Source organism: Acidimicrobiales bacterium (genome assembly GCA_035512495.1).
Taxonomy (GTDB): Bacteria; Actinomycetota; Acidimicrobiia; order Acidimicrobiales; family CADCSY01; genus DATKDW01.
In genome coordinates, this window is record DATKDW010000015.1 from 9404 (window position 1) to 26705 (window position 17302).

Annotated in this window: 18 protein-coding genes; 8 read left to right on the forward strand and 10 right to left on the reverse strand. The window is 71.9% G+C overall.

Annotation, left to right across the window (positions count from 1 at the left end; genetic code table 11):
• Position 1: 1 nt before the first annotated feature.
• From VMN58_01210 to VMN58_01240, 7 genes are all read right to left on the reverse strand, one after another.
• Positions 2-1330: a GldG family protein gene (locus VMN58_01210; GenBank protein ID HUF31807.1), complete on the reverse strand. Its 1329-nt coding sequence runs from the start codon at positions 1328-1330 to the stop codon at positions 2-4.
• On the reverse strand, positions 1327-2037 hold the full coding sequence (locus tag VMN58_01215; protein HUF31808.1) for an ABC transporter permease subunit: 711 nt from the start codon (positions 2035-2037) through the stop codon (positions 1327-1329). The genes VMN58_01210 and VMN58_01215 overlap by 4 nt, the downstream gene beginning before the upstream one ends.
• Positions 2034-2702, reverse strand: a complete 669-nt coding sequence (locus tag VMN58_01220; protein HUF31809.1) for an ABC transporter ATP-binding protein — start codon at positions 2700-2702, stop codon at positions 2034-2036. Before VMN58_01220 ends, VMN58_01215 begins: the two co-directional genes overlap by 4 nt.
• Positions 2699-4762: an ABC transporter permease gene (locus tag VMN58_01225; GenBank protein ID HUF31810.1), complete on the reverse strand. Its 2064-nt coding sequence runs from the start codon at positions 4760-4762 to the stop codon at positions 2699-2701. The genes VMN58_01220 and VMN58_01225 overlap by 4 nt, the downstream gene beginning before the upstream one ends.
• Entirely contained in the window at positions 4762-6390 is a 1629-nt protein-coding gene (locus VMN58_01230; protein HUF31811.1) for an ATP-binding cassette domain-containing protein, read from the reverse strand. Before VMN58_01230 ends, VMN58_01225 begins: the two co-directional genes overlap by 1 nt.
• The gene (locus VMN58_01235) at positions 6390-7970 is read right to left on the reverse strand and encodes an ABC transporter substrate-binding protein (GenBank protein HUF31812.1); all 1581 of its coding nucleotides are present in this window, start codon (positions 7968-7970) and stop codon (positions 6390-6392) included. Before VMN58_01235 ends, VMN58_01230 begins: the two co-directional genes overlap by 1 nt.
• A gap of 117 nt (positions 7971-8087) precedes the next feature.
• Complete coding sequence (locus VMN58_01240) at positions 8088-8486, reverse strand: nuclear transport factor 2 family protein (protein ID HUF31813.1); 399 nt, start codon at positions 8484-8486, stop codon at positions 8088-8090.
• A 55-nt stretch (positions 8487-8541) separates the two neighbouring features.
• Here VMN58_01240 and VMN58_01245 point away from each other — a divergent pair, with 55 nt between their 5' ends.
• Genes VMN58_01245 through VMN58_01255 form a run of 3 tightly spaced genes read left to right on the forward strand, consistent with a single transcriptional unit; the run spans position 8542 to position 11465 of the window.
• Positions 8542-9384, forward strand: coding sequence for an alpha/beta hydrolase (locus tag VMN58_01245; GenBank protein HUF31814.1), 843 nt, complete (start codon positions 8542-8544; stop codon positions 9382-9384).
• On the forward strand, positions 9381-10013 hold the full coding sequence (locus VMN58_01250) for a phosphatase PAP2 family protein (protein HUF31815.1): 633 nt from the start codon (positions 9381-9383) through the stop codon (positions 10011-10013). Before VMN58_01245 ends, VMN58_01250 begins: the two co-directional genes overlap by 4 nt.
• A 57-nt stretch (positions 10014-10070) precedes the next feature.
• Positions 10071-11465, forward strand: coding sequence for a wax ester/triacylglycerol synthase domain-containing protein (locus VMN58_01255; protein ID HUF31816.1), 1395 nt, complete (start codon positions 10071-10073; stop codon positions 11463-11465).
• Between the two features lie 80 nt (positions 11466-11545).
• Here the strand turns inward: VMN58_01255 and VMN58_01260 are convergent, their stop codons facing one another.
• On the reverse strand, positions 11546-11716 hold the full coding sequence (locus VMN58_01260) for a hypothetical protein (protein HUF31817.1): 171 nt from the start codon (positions 11714-11716) through the stop codon (positions 11546-11548).
• Positions 11717-11970: 254 nt separating this feature from the next.
• Here VMN58_01260 and VMN58_01265 point away from each other — a divergent pair, with 254 nt between their 5' ends.
• Genes VMN58_01265 through VMN58_01280 form a run of 4 tightly spaced genes read left to right on the forward strand, consistent with a single transcriptional unit; the run spans position 11971 to position 14365 of the window.
• On the forward strand, positions 11971-12987 hold the full coding sequence (locus tag VMN58_01265) for an LLM class F420-dependent oxidoreductase (protein HUF31818.1): 1017 nt from the start codon (positions 11971-11973) through the stop codon (positions 12985-12987).
• A gap of 18 nt (positions 12988-13005) precedes the next feature.
• Entirely contained in the window at positions 13006-13809 is an 804-nt protein-coding gene (locus VMN58_01270; GenBank protein HUF31819.1) for an SDR family oxidoreductase, read from the forward strand.
• Positions 13810-13853: 44 nt separating this feature from the next.
• The gene (locus VMN58_01275; protein HUF31820.1) at positions 13854-14075 is read left to right on the forward strand and encodes a hypothetical protein; all 222 of its coding nucleotides are present in this window, start codon (positions 13854-13856) and stop codon (positions 14073-14075) included.
• Between the two features lie 50 nt (positions 14076-14125).
• Positions 14126-14365: a hypothetical protein gene (locus VMN58_01280; GenBank protein HUF31821.1), complete on the forward strand. Its 240-nt coding sequence runs from the start codon at positions 14126-14128 to the stop codon at positions 14363-14365.
• Positions 14366-14416: 51 nt separating this feature from the next.
• Here VMN58_01280 and VMN58_01285 read toward each other — a convergent pair whose 3' ends face one another.
• Complete coding sequence (locus VMN58_01285) at positions 14417-15886, reverse strand: MFS transporter (GenBank protein ID HUF31822.1); 1470 nt, start codon at positions 15884-15886, stop codon at positions 14417-14419.
• Between the two features lie 57 nt (positions 15887-15943).
• On the opposite strand from VMN58_01285, the gene VMN58_01290 reads away from it, so the two are divergent.
• Positions 15944-16210 (forward strand): hypothetical protein, encoded by a 267-nt coding sequence (locus VMN58_01290; protein HUF31823.1) that lies wholly within the window; start codon positions 15944-15946, stop codon positions 16208-16210.
• Between the two features lie 19 nt (positions 16211-16229).
• Here the strand turns inward: VMN58_01290 and VMN58_01295 are convergent, their stop codons facing one another.
• On the reverse strand, positions 16230-17201 hold the full coding sequence (locus tag VMN58_01295; GenBank protein HUF31824.1) for an LLM class F420-dependent oxidoreductase: 972 nt from the start codon (positions 17199-17201) through the stop codon (positions 16230-16232).
• Positions 17202-17302: the final 101 nt, after the last annotated feature.

The window sequence follows — 17302 nt, forward strand, 5'->3', positions numbered from 1 at the left end:
CTCAGCGCGGCCGACGCAGCGCCCAGACCATGCCTCCGACGAGGAGGAAGACGCCCGGGATGACCACGAGTCCCAGGAAGCGGGCTGATGCCACGCGGGCGTCGGTGAGGCCGAGGGGGCGGTCCACCGGCAGGTTCGCCGACAGTGCCACCAGCTCCTCGTCCTCGGCGAGCCAACCGACCGACCTGCTGAGGAGGCTGCCGTTGGCCGCCTGCTCGACGAAGGCATCGGTGGCGAAGTCGATGTCACCCACGACCACGATCCGGCTCCGACGCACGTCGCCCGCCACGTTGCGGGAGCGGTCGGCAGCTGCCGCCACCGTCACCGGGCCGGGTCGGTCGGTGGCGGGGTCGAACTCGGCGGCGAGCGGTTCCCGCTCAAGGTACGAGAGGGGCGAGGTCTCGGCGAGGCCCGTCACGGTGAGGCCCTCGGCGCCATCCTCATCGTCGACCACGACCTCCTGGACACCAGGGAGGTAGGTGGGCGGCAGGCGGCGCGGGATCGGGTGCGAGCCCGAGTAGCTGCGAACGATCGGGGCGGTGACATCGCCACCGAGGACCGCCTCCGGGTCCCCCTCGAACACGATCCCCCGTTCGATCCCCAGCCCATAGGGCGCCAGGAGCGGTGAGAGCTCGAGCCCCGAGAGCGGGTCGAGCAGCACGAGGAGCCGACCGTCAGCATCGACCCAGGTCACCAGGGCGTCGAGGGCATCGCCGAGCGGCTCGGTGGGGCTGGCCAGCACCACAACGGTGCACTCCTCGGGCACCTCCGGGTCGGCGAGCAGGTCGATCGTGGCCACGGTGTACCCCTCGGCCTCGAGGAGCCCGGCGGCGCGACCCAGGGCCGGGCCGCCCAGGGTCGCCCTCATCCCGGGCTCGCCGTGGCCGGCGGTGACGCACACCCGCACCTCCCGTCCGCGCACGAGGCGGGCGATGCCCGAGGTGAGGTCCTGCTCACCGGCGGTGGGGACGACCTCCACGCGGTCCCCCAGCTCGATGGCGACGCCACCGAGGAACGGGTCGACACCGAGGCGCTGCCGCTCGCCGGGAGCCTCGTCCGGGTCGAGCACCCGGCCCTCCACGTGCGGGCTCCTCGCCCCGTAGCGCTGGAGCCGGGTGACCGCCTCCACCCGGCCGGGCTCGTTGCGCCGGACGAACGCCGTGATGCGCACCTGACGGTCGAGGGCGTCGAGGACCTGCCCGGTCTGAGCGGTGAGGGAGTTGGTCCGCTCCGCCGTGAGGTCGACGGTCCCGCCCACGGCGCCGGCCAGGAGGGTGAGGGCCACCACCGCGACGAGGGCGACGGCGGTGGCGAGGAACCGGCGGATCACCGGCCGGAGCCCGGCGAGCGCCGCATCCCGACAGCGGCGGCGGCCAGCACCACAGCCCCCACCCCGACGGCGAGGAACCATGCAGCGTCGGCCGCGCCGATGGCACCCCCGGCAAAGAGCCGGAACCGCTCGCTGAGCGACACCCGCGCAAGGGTCGACCCGGCCGACAGCGCGGCGTCGCCACGGTCGGCGAACCACAGGACGAGGACACCGAAGACCGTCACCATGGCGGCGACGGGCTGCGAGGTGGTCAGCGCCGACGCCAGGACCCCGATGCCCGCCACCGCGGCGGCGAGCAGCGCCAGGCCCACGAAGCCGGCGACGGCCGGGCCCAGGTCGGGCTCACCCCACAGGGCGATGAGGACGACGTAGGTGGCCGCCGGTGCCACCACGACCAAGGTCGAGAGCCACGCCGCCAGCCACTTCCCCGCTGCCAGCGCGGAGCCGGGTACCGGTGCGACGAGGAGGAGGTCGAGGGTGCCGGAGCGCGCCTCCTCGGCGAAGGCGCGCATGGTGAGCAGCGGCACCACCAGCAGCAGGAGGAACCCGGCGATGGGGAACAGCGGCTGGACCACCGCCTGACCGCGACCCTGGAGCTGGTCGACGACCAGCACGGCGAGCACGGCATGGAAGGCGGCCCCCGTCAGGTACGGCAGCGGCGACGCCCACAGGGTCGCGAGGTCCTTTCGCAAGATGGTGCCGGTCACGGCGCCGACAGCTCGGCCTCGGCCACGAGGCGGAGGAAGCGTGCCTCGAGGTCGCCCGCCTCACCCGGTCGCTCCTCGGCCACCACGCGGCCGGCGGCGATGACCACCACGCGGTCGCACATCGCCGCCGCCTCGGCCAGCAGGTGGGTCGACACGAGGACCGCCGCGCCGTCGTCGGCGAGGGAGCGCACGAGGCTCCGGGCGGACACGACCTGCCCCGGGTCGAGGCCGATGGTGGGCTCGTCGAGGATGACCGACGGAGGCCGCCCGAGCACCGCCTGCGCCAGGCCCACGCGCTGACGCTGGCCCTTGCTCAACCGACCGATGGGCCTGGTGGCGAGGTCAGCTACCCGCGCCTCGTCCATGGCGGGCTCGACCGCGTCGGTCTCCAGCCGCTTGGTGCGGCAGCAGAACCGCAGGTAGCCCCGCACGCTCATCGTGTCGTAGGCGGTGAAGGCCTCCGGCAGGTAGCCCACGGGGCGGGTGACGTCGGACCGTCCCGCCGCCGGCTCGAGCAGGCCGAGCAGCATCCGCATGGTCGTGGTCTTGCCGGCACCGTTGGGCCCGAGGAACCCCACCACCTCGCCCGGGCCCACCGAGAAGGTGACGTCGCGGACGACCTCGCGCCCGGCGAAGCTGCGGGTGAGGCCCTCGGCGGCGATCACCGAGCCGAGGTTACCGCCGGCTCCCCCTCCGCGGCGCGAAGGTCGACGGTGCCGATCGTGGCGGCCGACGGAGGCGGGGTGTCGTCCTCCGGAGGTGACCCCTCGCCCGGGCCATCCGCCAGGTCGGTGAGCGCGGCAACGATCTTGTGGCGCACGCCTTGGACGATGCCCGCCAGCCCGCCGCGGGTGCGCACGATCACCTCGATGGCGAGGATCCCCGTGCCGATCGGCACGATCCAGCGGTTGTCGAAGTGGAGCAGGAACGGCAGCCCGAACACCACGAAGGCGCCGAGGAACGACCCCTGGATCGCACCGAGGCCGCCGATCATCACCATGAGGACCAAGACCAGGGAGATCTCCGTGGGGAAGTCGGTGGCGTTGACGTTGCCGACCCGCACGGCGAACACCAGGCCGGCCAGGGAGGCGATGCCGCCCGACACGGCGAACGCCAGCAGGCGGGCGCGCACGAGCGACACGCCGAGCGTCGCCGCAGCCTTCTCGTTCTCGCGCAGGGCGTAGAAGCTCCGACCGGTCTGCGACGTGGCCAGGTTGCGGACAACCCACATGCTGGCCAGCAGGAGGACCAGGCCGAAGAAGAAGAGCGGACGGTTGCTCGGGTCGTCAAGGTCGAACGGGCCCAGCTTCGGCGCCTCCATGGGCCGGCCGGTCTGCGCGCCGCCCACCAGCTCACTCTTGAAGAGGAACAGCTCGGCGGCGTAGCTGAACGTGAGGGTCACCACCGCGAGGTAGAGCCCCTTGATGCGAAGCGCGGGAAGCCCGATCACGAGGCTCACCGCCATGCCGATGACGATGACGAGGGGCACCGTGAGCAGGAACGGCACGTGGAACCGCGTGAAGAGGTTGGCTGCGGCGTAGGCGCCCACGCCGACGAGGGCCCAGTGTCCGAGTGAGATCTGGCCGGTGTAGCCCATCAGCACGGTGAGGCTCACGCCGACCATGGCCGTGATCACGACCATGACGAGGGTGTCGTTGGTGGCCGAGCCGGTGACCATGCTCACGGCGACGGCGAAGGCCGTCATGGTGGCGATGCCGGTCCACCCGATGGCAGCGGCGAAGGGCGACTCGCGGAGCCGCGCAGGGAGGTCGCGCATGGTCGGCACGAAGGCCACCTTGTCCTCCGTCTCCTCCCGCTGGCCGAAGATCCCCTGGGGTCGCAGGGCCAACATGGCCACCACGGCGACGAAGAAGACGGCGTCGGCGGCGCCGATGGTCGACCTGAAGTAGCCGGAGATCACCGCCTCGCCGATGCCGACCACAAGACCGCCGACAAGGGCCCCCGGCAGGCTCGTGAGCCCGCCGATCAGGGCTGCCGCCAGGGCGCGCACCAAGAAGCCGGTCGACAGGGTGGTGGTGGCGAGCGAGCCCTGGTTCGCGGCGAGCAGCACCCCCGCCACCGCGGCGAGGACGAGGCCGACGACCCACGTGAAGCCCGCCACCCGGTCGACCGAGATGCCGAGCAGCCGAGCCGACTCACCGTTCTCGGCGGCGGCCCTGATGGCGACGCCGAACCGGCTGACCTTGAAGAACACGGCCAGCGCGGCACCGATGAGCGGGACGAGGACGAGCACCTGGATGTCGCCCCCGGTGACGTTGACGTCGCCCAGCCCGATGAACGACCGCACGACGGTGGGGATGATGCGCAGCGTCTCGGCCTGCTCCTGGTTCCGCTCGAAGAGGATGAGCACGATGCCGACCACACCCTGCCCAATGGCCAGGGTGGCCACCAAGGTCACCAAGCGGGGGGCACGCCGGAGCCGGCGGAACAGGGCCCGCTCGAGCGCCCACCCGTTGAGCCCCACCAGCACCAGGGTGAGGAGGAATGCCACCACGAACCGCGGGCGGGTGGACTCCTCGAAGGGCAGGAAGGCCGCCCGCGCCGTGAACCACCACGTCACAAAGGCACCGAGGAGGCCGAAGAACGGCTGGGCGAGGTTGAGGACGCGCGTGCCCTTGTAGATGAGCACGAGGCCGAGGGCGAGGATGCCGTAGATGAGCCCGCGGCTGAGGCCGAGGACGATGTACGAGAAGAGCTGCTCCACTACGCGCCTCCTGCGGCTGCGTCGGCGAACCCGGCGGTGGCGCCGGCGAGGAAGACGGATCGCAGAAGGTCGCCGCGCTCGCTGAGCCCCGCCGACGGGCCGTCGTAGCGGACCTCGCCCTTCTCCATGAAGTAGGCCCGGTCGGTGTAGCCGAGGGCGAAGCTGGCCTGCTGCTCGACGATGACCACGGTCAGCCCCTCGTCCTCGACCATGCGCTGCACCGTCTCCATCAGCCGCTCGATCACGAGCGGCGCCAGGCCGAGGGAGAGCTCGTCGATCATCAGGAGCTCCGGGCGCGTCATGAGCGCCCGGGCTGTGGCGAGCTGTTGCTGCTCGCCGCCCGAGAGGGTGCCGGCGGGCTGGCCGGCGCGGTCGGCGATCCACGGGAAGTAGGAGGTGACGCGCTCGACCTCGGCGTCGATCTGCTTCTCGTTCGGGTAGATGTAGCCCCCCATGCGGAGGTTCTCGGCGACGGTGAGCGTGGGGAACAGACCCCGGCCGCCCGGCACATGGCCGAGCCCCCGCCGCACGAGCTGCTCCGCGGGGATGGTGCTGATGTCCTCGCCCTTCCACCGGATCGTGCCTGCGGTCGGCGACACGAGGCCGGAGGCCGCCTTGAGGACGGTCGACTTGCCGGCGCCGTTGGTGCCGAGCAGGGCAACGCGCTCGCCTCGGCGCACCTGGATATCGACGCCGTAGAGCACCTGCACCTTGTCGTAGAAGACGTCGAGGCCCTCGATCTCGAGGAGCACCTCCGCCTCCTCGTCGACCTCTCGGATCGTCGGTGCAGCCGTGCGCTGCTGCTCGGTGGGAGTGCCGAGATATGCCTCGAGCACCGCCGAGTCGGCCTGCACGGTCGCGGGCCGACCCTCGCTGAGGTTCTGACCCGCATCGAGGCAGTAGATCCAGTCGGCGAGGCCCATCACCAGCGGCATGTCGTGCTCGATCATCAAGATCGTGGCGCCCATCGTGCGCTTGATGTCGAGGAGCAAGGGTCCGAGCGCCTCCGTCTCCTTCTGGCTGATGCCGGACGCGGGCTCGTCGAGCAGGAGGAAGGTCGGCTCCAGCGCGAGCATGCAGGCCAGCTCCAGCAGTCGGAGCGTGCCGTAGCTGAGCTCGGAGGCGAACTTCTCGGCGAATGCCTGCATGCCCACCAGCTCGACGATGCCCTGGGCCTTCTCGAGGACGGTGCGCTCCTCGTCGCGCGCCGACGGCAGTCGGAACGCCTGGGACATGGTGCCGACGCGGTGGTGACGGTGAAGGGCCACGCGCACGTTGTCGACGACGGTGAGGTACGGGAAGAGCCGGACGTTCTGGAGCGTTCGCCCGATGCCCAGGTCGGCCCGCGTGCCGGGGGGCCGAGCGAGGAGGTCCTCGTCGCGGTAGCGGACGGTGCCCTGCGTGACCCGCTGGAAGCCCGAGATGCACTCCATGAGCGTCGTCTTGCCTGCGCCGTTGGGGCCGATGAGCCCGACGATCTCACCCTCGCGGACCTCGAGGTCGACGCCATCGAGTGCCGCGAGGCCGCCGAAGCGGACGGTGATGCCGTCGCATCGAAGGATCGCCGGAGCATCGGAGCGGGGTTCAGGAGGAGGCGGGACCGGCGTCGCCTTCTTCCGCGCCACCATCAGAAGCCGTCCACCAGGCCGGGCGTGATCATCTTGAACTTGTTGTTGGACTGCACCTCGAGCACGGTCATCTGGTTGGCCCCTTTCATGGTGTTCGTGGATCCAACGAAGGTGATGGGACCGCTGACGAGGTCGTCGTAGCCGCTGTAGGAGTTCCAGGCTCCCCAGAACCGCTCCCTCGTGAGGTCCGAGCCGGGAGCGGTGAGGGCGCCCTTGATGAACGAGACGATCTGGTAGCCCGACGCCCCGCCGCTGCCGTTATCGACCCAGTCCTTCTCGCCGTGGGCGGCGATCCACTGCTCACGAGCGGTCTTCATCCTCCCGCAGTTCGGTCCCTCGACCTCGGGTGCCATGTAGTAGCAGCCGCTCGACAGCCCCCGGACCCCATCCTGCGCCCACTTCGGCGTCATGAGGGCCGCCGCCGTGTCGCTGTCGTGGGCGAAGTTGGAGAACGAGTACGTCCACCCGCATGCCGCCCCGGCGGCGCAGCGCTGCACGATCTGCTGGGTCGTGAGGGGGTCGGTGAGGGGGACCACCACCTCGGTGTCGCTGCTCCGGAACTCCAGGATGTAGCCGTTGTAGTCGGGGTTCTCAGCAGGCTTCTGGTTCGCAACGGTGGTCGACACCACCATGCCGTTTGCCTCCAGCCGGCGCTTGAAGTCGGCGGCGACGGGCTTGATGAACTGCGAGTCGGACACGAGGATGCCGACCCGCAGGTCCTTGTACTTGTCGTCCTTGGCCATGAAGTCGGCCAGCTGGAGCGCGTGGGTGGTGTAGTTGGCGGCGAGCTGGTACATGCCCGGGATGGGGTTGTTCTCGTTGCCGCCGGCTGCGGTGTAAGGGACACCGCGCTTGGCCGCCTCGGCCGCCACGATGGCGACCTGGTCGATGCCGAGGGTCCCGCTCACCATGAAGTTCTTGTTGTCGTTGATCAGGGTCTGGGCGGCGTTGCGGGCGCCCTCGGATTCGAAGCGGTCGTCCTGGATGTCGAGGACGATCTTGCGGCCGTGGATGCCGCCGTTGTCGTTGATGAACTTGGCGTAGGTCCTGACGCCCTTGATGGGGTCGTCGGCGAGGCCAAGCGGCACGCCGCTGAAGGTGATCGGAGCGTGGACGCCGACCTTGATCTCGGAGTCGCTCACCCCGGTGCGGTCGCCCGCCGACTGGGGCTGGGGTGCGGGGGCAGACCCGCCGCCGCCCGTGCCACCGCCGCCGCCCGTGCCACCAGTGCCGCCGGTGCCACCGGTGCCGCCGGTGCCGCCGCCGAGCTCGGGCGCAGGTGCGCTCCCCGGCGCTGGGGCGTCAGGGTCGCCCGGTCCGGTGGGATCGCCGTCGTCGTCGCCCACTTCTCCCAGTCCCGGGACGGTGCCGGGCGCATCCGGGTCGTCGTCGGTGCCCGAGCGGGGTCCTGCCACCAGGTCGCCGGCGTCGACGGTGGTGCCGTCGTCGTCACCGGAGACGGCGATGACCCCCACCACGCCGAGGAGCACCAGCCACACCGACGCCACTCCGAGCGCCAGTGCCGTGCGGGCACCCTGTTGGCCCCGCAGGGTGCGTGCCTGTTCGAGGATGCTGCTCACCGTGACCCCAATCGATCTGGTCTGCAAAACGGACAAGTCATCCGACTACCCGACCACTTCGACGTCGTGACGCCAGCCTCCTGCCGGCAGTGACAGGCGTCACGCCGCGACCGGACGTTACTCCGTGCCGGCGTCTGCCGCCGAGGCCGCCACCGGCGAGGCATGGTGGACGACCATCCGCCACCTCTCCTCGTCTCGCACGAAGAGGTTGAGGGCAGCCATGGTGCCACCGACGCGAGCGTCGAGGAGGTTCTCGTCGAGCGACACCCAGGCCACGTCGCCGGTCTGCTCCACCTGCTCCCCGGTGAGGATGAACTGCATGCCCCGCCCGCCCTGGAACAGTGCGAAGAACGACGCCGAGATCGACGACCACCCTCGGAGGGTGACCCACCCAGGGTGGGTGCAGGTCGAGCGCTCGGAGTGCTCCCAGACCTCGGACATTGCGTCGAGGTCGGCCGCCTCGAATGCCTCGTAGAAGGACCGGTTGGCGGTGAGGACGGCGTCGTGGTCGCTGATGCCCGCACCCTACCGACGTGACCGACGGGCCCGGGGAGGTGCCAGGATGGCGCCCATGCGCGTCCCCTCCACCGATGGTGTCGAGCTGACGGTCCACGACCTCGGTGGCGACGGCCCGCCGCTCCTCCTGTGCCACGCCACCGGCTTCCACGGCAAGGTCTGGACCCCCATGGCGGAGTACCTCTCCAGCCGGTTCAGGCTCTGGTCGCTCGACTTCCGCGGGCACGGGATGTCTACGTCGCCCGTGGGCCGGGGCTTCGCCTGGGAGGGCTTCGGGGACGACGTCCTCGCCGTGGTGGACGCTCTCGGGCTCGACCACCTCGCCGGCATCGGGCACTCCAAGGGCGGCACCGCCCTGCTCCTGGCAGAGCAGGCACGGCCGGGCACCTTCACCTCGCTGGTGCTCTACGAGCCCATCGTCTTCCCACCCGACCTCGGACCGCCCGGCGGCCGGGGCGACGACAACCCGCTGGCCGCCGGCGCCGAGCGACGCCGGGAGGTCTTCCCGTCCAAGGAGGCCGCCTACCAGCACTACGCGGCCAAGCCGCCGCTCTCGGTCCTCGCCCGGGAGGCGCTGCGCGCCTATGTCGACCACGGCTTCGAGCCCCTCGGGGACGGCACGGTGCGCCTCCGCTGCCGCGGGGCCGACGAGGCCCAGGTGTACCGGATGGGTGGCTCCCACGGCGCCTGGGACGGCCTCCCGGGCGTCTCCTGCCCCACCACCGTCGCCACCGGCGGGACGGGCGGCACCATCAGCCCGGAGGTCGGCGCCCGCCTCGCCGCGCGGCTCGGGGCCGCGCGGCTCGAGGTCTTCGACGAGCTCGGCCACTTCGGCCCGCTGGAAGACCCCGGCCGGGTCGCCCGCTCGGTCGTCGCCGCCCTGACGGTGGCGCCATGAGCGAAGCGGCACGAAAGCGGGCGGTCGAGGCCCTCGGGGGGACACCGCCCGACGTCAGTCGCCCCCCTACCAGCCCCGTCCGCCAGGTCCTGCCGGCGGCGGTCAGCCGCCGAGTGGGCGACTTCGACCGCGCCCTCGAGGCGACGTCGAGCCGCCTGCGGGGCCGCCCTGTCGCCGACCGGATCTTCTACTCCGCCTCGGCGCTCGGCGACTTCAGCCTGGTCTGGCACCTGGTCGCCACGGGCCGGGCGCTGCGGTCCGAGCGCGACGAGCGGGAGGCGGTCCGCCTCGTCACCGCCCTGGCCGTGGAGTCGGTGGTCGTCAATGGCCTGGTGAAGTCGCTCTTCCGCCGGGAGCGCCCCAGCGTCGAGGACCCGCGGCCCCACCGGCTCCGCCGACCCCGCTCGTCCAGCTTCCCCAGCGGCCACGCCACCTCCGCCTTCATGGCCGCCACGATCCTGTCCGAGGGCGGCCGGCGCCGCTCGGCTCCGGCCTGGTACGCGCTTGCCGCCGTGGTGGCGGCCAGCCGGGTGCACGTGCGGATCCACCATGGCTCCGACGTCGCCGCCGGGGCGGTGATCGGCATCGGGATCGGCCAGCTGGTCCGCCGGCTCTGGCCCCTCCGCTGACCGCCCTCTCCGCGCCTCGGGGTGGGCGCCACGACCGCCGGGGCCTACGGTGGGCACATGGCGGACCATCGACTGCGCTTCGAGACGAAGATGTCCGAGCAAGAAGCGCTCATGTGGGCCCTCGAGCAGGACCCCGTCCTGCGCTCCTCGTTCAGCAACGTCACCTTCTTCGACCGGCCCCCGGACGTGGCCCGGTTCCGGTCCCGGATGGAACGGGCCATCCAGGTGCTGCCGCGGCTGCGCCAGCGGGTCTCGGAGCCCGCGGGCGGGCTGAGCAGCCCGTCGTGGGTCGACGACAGCCTCTTCGACCTCGACTTCCACGTCCGGCACATCGCCGTGCCCCCGCCCGGCACCGAGGACCAGGTCCTCCAGCTGGGGGCGCTGCTGTCGGGGGACGCCTTCGACCGGGCCCGACCCCTCTGGCAGTTCACGATCGTCGAGGGCCTGGAAGGCGGCCGCGGCGCCATGCTGCAGCGGATGCACCACACGATCACCGACGGTGAAGGTGGCATCCGCCTCTCCGCCATGTTCACCGACATCGATCGCGACGCCACCGAACCGCTCGGCGGGTCCTCGGCGGTCGTGGCGGCACAGGTCGAGGGCCGCTCCGCCATGACCACCGTGCGGGAGACGGTCGGCGACGCCGTGCGAGGCCCGCTCGGCGTCGCCCGCCGAGCGGTCGGGCAGGTGGGCCACATCGTGACCGACCCGCGCGGGGGCGCCGACGACGCGGTGGAGACCGCCCGCTCGGTCCTGCGCCAGCTCGCCGTCACCGAGCCCTCCCACTCCCCGCTCTGGTCGCAGCGGTCGCTGCGACGCCACCTCGAGGTGCTCAGCATCCCCCTCGACGAGGCCAAGGAGGCGGCCCACGCCCTCGACGGGACGGTGAACGACCTCTTCGTGACGGGGGCTGTCGGCGGCGCCGGCGCCTACCACCGTGCCCTCGGGTCCGAGGTCGACGAGCTGCGGATGGCCATGCCGGTGAGCACCCGCACCGACAAGGGCGCCGGGGGCAACGCCTTCGCCCCCACCCGAATGCTGGTCCCGGCGGGGATCGTCGACCCGCGGGAGCGCTTCGCGGCCGTGCAGGCGGTCCTCGCCGCCGCCAAGGGGGAGCGAGCCTCGGGTGTGACCGCCCAGCTGGCGGGGCTCATCAACGTCCTGCCCACGCCGGTGATCACCAAGGTGGCCCGACAGCAGGTCGGCACCGTCGACTTCACGACCTCGAACGTCCGCGGGGCGCCGTTCGACCTGTTCATCGCCGGCGCCAGGATCGAGGCGAACTACCCGATCGGACCCATGGCGGGTACCGCGTTCAACCTGACCACCATGTCGTACTGCGGCCGACTCGACATGGGTTGCGCCATCGACCTGGCGGCGATCGACGACCCCGCGCTCCTGCGCCAGTGCCTGGTCGACGCCTACGACGAGCTCCTCGCCCTGCGCCACTGACCCCCGCACGCGCCACGACCGCCCGGCGGGGCGGTCGTGAGGTCGGGGTCAGCTACCCGCCGAGCGGGCGGGCAGGGGCGTCAGGTGCTGACGGTCTCGGCTTCGGTCGCGGCCAGCAGCATCCGCACGTCGAGCAGGAGGTCGGACACCTCGTCGGTGGAGACGAGCTCGCGGTGCATCATCTCGGACAGGCCCTTGTCGATGACTGCCAAGGCGTCGGTGATGATCTTCGGCTCTCGGGTTTCGGTCATCGAGCTCTCCATCGACTCTACCTCTTCCTTTGCTCATCGACCCCGTCTGGCACTGCCTTGAGGACTGCTGTCAACCCTACCGGGCCGACGGGTGACCCCGGCACCACCCTGGGTCGCTGCATCTGCTGGCGGCCGTACCCAGCGCAGCGTGAGGCCATGCGCTCCGCCGTGGTCGAGCGCCTCGGCCGGAGGTAGGACGGGCCCGTCCTCTTGCCGGGTCACCGGCCGTGTCGGCGCCGGTAGGGTCCAGCGCCATGGACCCGAGCATCCCCACCGGAGTGACCTTCGCCAGCCTGCAGGCCCTCGGGGTGCCCGCCGCAATGGAGGTCGCGACGCGCGCTGAGGCCCTGGCCTACCGCTCGTTCTGGACCGCCGAGGTCAGCGGGCCCGAGGCGTTCTCGCTGCTCAGCGCGGCCAGCTGCGCGGCCCCGACCCTCGGTCTCGGCACCGGCGTGCTGGCGCTCCAGCTGCGCACGCCGATGGTCGTCGCCATGGCGGGCGCCACCCTCCAGGCGACGCGGCCCGACGCCGACATCGTCCTCGGGGTGGGGATCTCGTCGCCGGTCGTCACCGAGCGCTGGCACAGCGTCCCCTACGGCGAGCGCCCCCTGGCGCGGGTGCGCGAGTACGTCACCTTGGTCAAGGAGTGCCTCACCGGCGAGAGCGTCACCTTCGAGGGCGACTTCTACTCGGTCAAGCGGTTCCGCCTCGGCGTCCGCCTCGGCGACCGCAGGCCCAAGGTCGTCGTGGGGGCTCTCAACCCGAAGATGCTCCAGCTCTGCGGTGAGATCGCCGACGGCGTGCTGCTCAACTACCTGCCCGCCTCGCACGTTCCCTGGTCGGTCGAGCAGGTCCGCACGGGCGAGGCTGCCGCCGGACGCCCCGAAGGCGACTGCACCGTCTACGCCTACGTCCACGCCGGGGTCTGCGAGCGCGAGGACGGCATCGAGCTCGCCCGACGCGACCTGTTCTCCTACGCGGTCGTCGACGCCTACGCCCGAAACTTCGAGCGGGCCGGCTTCGGCGACGAAGTGGCCGCCATCCGGGAGGCGCACGCCCGGAAGGACCGCGAGGGCGCGCTGGCCGCGGTGAGCGACCGCATGGTCGACGCCATCGACGTGATGGGCGACCACGACCACGTCCACGCCACCATGCAGTCCTACGTCGACGCCGGCGTCGACGTGCCCGTCCTCATGCCGCTGCCGTGGGGCCCCGACCGCATGGCGGTCGTCGACGCCACTCTCCGCGCCGCCATCGGCGCCCCCGCCTGACCCGCCTACCATCCGGCCATGGAGCTCGCGGGCAAGGTCGTGATCGTCACCGGCGGAGGCAACGGCATCGGGCGGGCGCTGTCCCGTCGCTTCGCCGCCGAGGGGGCGGCCGGGGTCGTCGTCGCCGACCTCGACGGTGACGCCGCCACCGCCGTGGCCGACGAGATCACCGGCGCCGGCGGCCACGCCACGGCCACGCGCGTCGACGTCTCGGTGGAGGACGACGTCCGGGGCCTCGTCGAGCTCGCCGAGGAGCGCTACGGCCCGGTCGACCTGTTCTGCTCCAACGCTGGCATCGCCATCGGCGGCGGGGTCGAGGCGCCCGACGCCGACTGGCAGCGCATCTGGGACGTCAACGTGATGGCCCACGTCCACGCCGCCCGCGCCGTGCTGCCGTCCATGATCGAGCGGGGCGAGGGCTACCTCCTCCAGACGTGCTCGGCCGCTGGGCTCCTGTCCAACATCGGCGCCGCCCCCTACGCCGTCACCAAGCACGCCGCCGTGGCGCTCGCCGAGTGGCTCGCCATCACCCACGGCGACCAGGGCATCAAGGTCAGCGCCCTGTGCCCCCAGGGCGTGCGCACCAACATGCTGCTCGGGGCGAGCGGCGACAAGGACACCGGGGCCAGCTCGGTCCTCGCCGCCGCCCCGGCCCTCGAGCCCGAGGACGTGGCCGAGGTGGTCGTCGAGGGCCTTCGGGACGAGCGGTTCCTCATCCTCCCCCACCCCGAGGTGCACAAGTACCTGCGGAACAAGGCCGACGACCCCGATCGCTGGCTGGCGGGCATGCGCCGCCTCCAGGCCCGGGTCCGGGGCGTCTGAGCGGCCGCGCCGAGGGTCTCGACGCCCTCGGCCTCGCACCGGGCATGAGGGTCCGCTTCCGCCGCCACGACGGCGAGCGATGGAAGCCCGCCGTGGTCGAGCGCCTCGAGCGTGACGGCAGCCTGGGGCTGCGCGACCCGAGGGGAGCAGCCCGCGCCATCACCCTCGACCGCGTGGAGGTGGCGACCACCGGGCCCCGCGGCGGTCCGGCGTGGGAGCCGGCCCTCGAGCGGGCGGCACGCACCGAACAGCTCCGGATGCTCTGACGTGGGCCCGCCATGCTCAAGAACATCCCCGAATCGACCGATTGTGGCTCATGGAGGAGCGGCTCTCCGCGGATGAGGACCAGTGGTTGCGCGCCCTCCACTGGCTGGAGTGCATGGGGATGCAGCTCTCGCCGCCACTCGCCGAGCTCAAGGCCGAGCTCCTGGCGCGTGATCTCCGCGCCGCTGTTCGCGAACCGAAGTGGGAGGAGATCCTGCCCCCCACGACCCCACCGGCGACGGCTGGGCCTGCGACCGCACCGCCGGTGACGGCCGTCGACGACGACGGCTGAGGGCCTCCGGGAGCGCGGTCGGTCAGTTGGCCGGTGCGGCGAGGGGGTCGCTCATCTCGGCGACCGCACCGCCTCGGGGACCCGCTCCTCGCCCTGCGCCACGTCGGTCTGGCGGTGGGAGCCACGGGACGTGGAGCGGACGAAGGTGGCGGCGACCAGGGCGAGGCCGGCCAGACCGACGCCCACCAGGTAAGCCCGCACGAACGCCGGCCCGATGTTGTCACCGGCGTAGACGACGGTGAGGGCGGTGATGCCGAACGCCGCACCCACCTGGAAGAGCATGCGCTCCGACGCCGTGGCGATCCCGAGGTCGGACTCGCTCACCGAGTTGGCCAGCGACGCGGTGAGCGACGGGCGAGAGACCCCGTTTCCGACCCCCTGCATGACGAGGCCGGCGGCGATGAAGCCGATGGCCTGGGTGCTGGAGCCGATGACGAAGAGCCCCATCGAGGCGGTGAGCGAGGCCATCCCGGTCACGGCGGTGACCCGCTCGCCCACACGAGTGGCGACGTGGCCGCCGACGGGAGAAGAGAGGCTGAAGGAGAGCGGGCGCAGCACCATGAGGAGCGCCACCGCCGACAGCGACATCCCGAAGACGAAGCGCAGCAGGAGCGGGGCGAGGATGAAGCCGCCCATGTAGGCCGCGCCCGCGAAGAACGACGCCACCAGCGGCGCCGAGAAGTTCCGCCGGCGGAAGAAGTCGAGGGGCAGCAGCGGGTCGGTGGTCCGTCGCTCGACCCGCACGAAGAGGACGAGCCCGGCAGGGCCGACGATGGCCGCCGCCACCACGGAGGGGTGGTCGAAGCCCCGCTCGACGCCCTGGCTGAGGAGGTACATGAGCCCGGCGGTGCCCAGGGCAAGGGCGGTGGCGCCGGCGAGGTCGAAGCGGACGCGCGCCTTGCGGGTGGTCTCGCCGAGGATGACAACGGCGACCGCCACCGCGAGCAGGGCGAAACCCGCCTGGAGGACGAAGATCAGTCGCCACCCGAGCGCCTCCACCAGCGGGCCACCCACGACGAGGCCGATGCTCGGGGCGCCCGCGGCCACCAGTGACCACCAGCCCATGGCCTTCACCCGCTCCTCGGGGGCGAAGACGCTCATGATCAGCGCCATGGAGGTCGGCATTGTGGCGGCCCCGACCACCTGGGCGACGGTGCGGAACCCGATGAGCGAGCCCGCGTCCCAGGACAGGGCCGTGAGGGCTGCCACCACGGTGGCGGTCGTGAAGCCGACGAGGAACACCCGGCGGTGGCCGTAGAGGTCGCCCATCTTGCCGAGGATCGGCAGGGCCACCGCCGAGGCCAGCAGCGGCGCCGAGATGACCCAGGCAAGCACTGTCTCGCTGGTGCCGAGGTCGAGGGCGATGTCACCGAGGGAGACGGTGAGGATGGTGATCGGGAAGCTGGTGGCGAACATGCCCGCCAGCGCGGTCAGCAGCACCCACCGGGGGTAGCGACCCCGAGCCTGCAGGCGCTCGACGACGCGCGCTCGGGTCCGGCCAAGGGCGGTGGCATCGGGCACCGGGCCACCCTAAGGGCGACCTTCGAAGTGTCACACCCCCTCGTCATGCTGGTTCCCATGAGGTTCCTGATCCGACGCCACCGCCCCACCACCGCCCCACGACCCGCCCAGGCTCCCGCCTGTGCCGACTGCGCCCACGGCCAGCTCCACTGTCACCACACCCTGGTCCTCCACGCCGACGGCACCGCCGAGTGCGAGGGGTACCCACGCTGCGGGCTCGACGCCGGCGCCCACGACCACTGGGTGGCCTGCACCGAGCTGGTCGCCTGCGGGTGCACCGGTGCCGACCACGACGGCTGGGCCGGACTGGCCGCGGCGGCCTGAGCAACCGGCGGACGGGCGCCTAGGAGCGGGCCGGCGCCAGGTCGCGCACGGCCTGGCGCAGGTCGATCTTGAAGGGCATCACCGCCAGCGCCGATGTCGTCACCCCGTTCTCGAAGTACCGGTCGAGGTGCTCGCGGCACGCCTCGGGCGAGCCGTGCACGATCAGCTGGTCGACGACCTCGTCGGGGATTGCCTCGAGGGCGGCCTTGCGGTCACCCGCCTTCCAGTGGTCCCACATGGGCTTGAGCTGCTCGCCTCGTCCGAGCCACTCGTGGAAGGCGGCGTACACCGGGACGTTGAGGTAGGCAGCGATGGCGAAGCGACCCATCGCCCGCACGGTGTCGGCGTCGGTGGAGGGGCAGACGAAGATGCGGGCGACGATCTCCTTCTCGACCCCACCCCCGGCCTCCTGGACGATGGGCGCCACCGTCGACACGTCGTCGGCGCTGAGCCAGTTGATGATGGCGCCGTCGGACTCGCGCCCGGCGAGGCGCAGCATCCCCTCGCGCAGGGCGGCGATGAGCAGCTGGGGCTGCTGCTCCGGGGGTCGACCGAGGGCGAAGCCCCCGACCTTGAAGGTCTCGTACTCCTCCTTCACCTTCTCGCCCGTGAGCGCCTTGCGCAGGAAGCGGACCATGTCGCGGGTGTGCTGGTAGGGCTGCTCGAAGGGGATGTCGTTCCAGCGCTCGACGATGACGTTGCTCGAGGTGCCGATCCCGAACGCGACCCGGCCGGGAGCCGCCTCGGCCAGGGCGGCCACGCTCATGGCCATGAGGGCCGGTCCCCGGGTGTAGGCCGGGACGATGGCGGTGCCGAGTCGTAGCGACGGCGCCCACACCGAGGCCAGCGCCAACGGCGTGAAGGCGTCGGTGCCGTTGGCCTCGCTCGACCACGCATCGGTGTACCCGAGGTCCTCGAGCTCGCGGAACCAGTCCCGTTGCTCGTGCAGGGGGACACCGTCGAAGGGGACCGTCATGCCGTAGCGCCTCATGGAGGCGACGCTAGTGGGCCCCGCGTGACCGCGGTCTCGCCAGGACGCAGCAGTCGAGATGCACCAGTCAGGAAAAGGACTAGTCAACCCCTCAAGTCAGA

What these genes read in the sequence shown, in the direction of transcription:
- VMN58_01230 (HUF31811.1), bottom strand. Translation starts at nt 6,390, where the DNA reads ATGGTGGCGCGGAAGAAGGCGACGCCGGTCCCGCCTCCTCCTGAACCC.
- VMN58_01245 (HUF31814.1), top strand. Translation starts at nt 8,542, where the DNA reads ATGCGCGTCCCCTCCACCGATGGTGTCGAGCTGACGGTCCACGACCTC.
- VMN58_01250 (HUF31815.1), top strand. Translation starts at nt 9,381, where the DNA reads ATGAGCGAAGCGGCACGAAAGCGGGCGGTCGAGGCCCTCGGGGGGACA.
- VMN58_01255 (HUF31816.1), top strand. Translation starts at nt 10,071, where the DNA reads ATGGCGGACCATCGACTGCGCTTCGAGACGAAGATGTCCGAGCAAGAA.
- VMN58_01260 (HUF31817.1), bottom strand. Translation starts at nt 11,716, where the DNA reads ATGACCGAAACCCGAGAGCCGAAGATCATCACCGACGCCTTGGCAGTC.
- VMN58_01265 (HUF31818.1), top strand. Translation starts at nt 11,971, where the DNA reads ATGGACCCGAGCATCCCCACCGGAGTGACCTTCGCCAGCCTGCAGGCC.
- VMN58_01270 (HUF31819.1), top strand. Translation starts at nt 13,006, where the DNA reads ATGGAGCTCGCGGGCAAGGTCGTGATCGTCACCGGCGGAGGCAACGGC.
- VMN58_01275 (HUF31820.1), top strand. Translation starts at nt 13,854, where the DNA reads ATGAGGGTCCGCTTCCGCCGCCACGACGGCGAGCGATGGAAGCCCGCC.
- VMN58_01280 (HUF31821.1), top strand. Translation starts at nt 14,126, where the DNA reads ATGGAGGAGCGGCTCTCCGCGGATGAGGACCAGTGGTTGCGCGCCCTC.
- VMN58_01290 (HUF31823.1), top strand. Translation starts at nt 15,944, where the DNA reads ATGAGGTTCCTGATCCGACGCCACCGCCCCACCACCGCCCCACGACCC.
- VMN58_01295 (HUF31824.1), bottom strand. Translation starts at nt 17,201, where the DNA reads ATGAGGCGCTACGGCATGACGGTCCCCTTCGACGGTGTCCCCCTGCAC.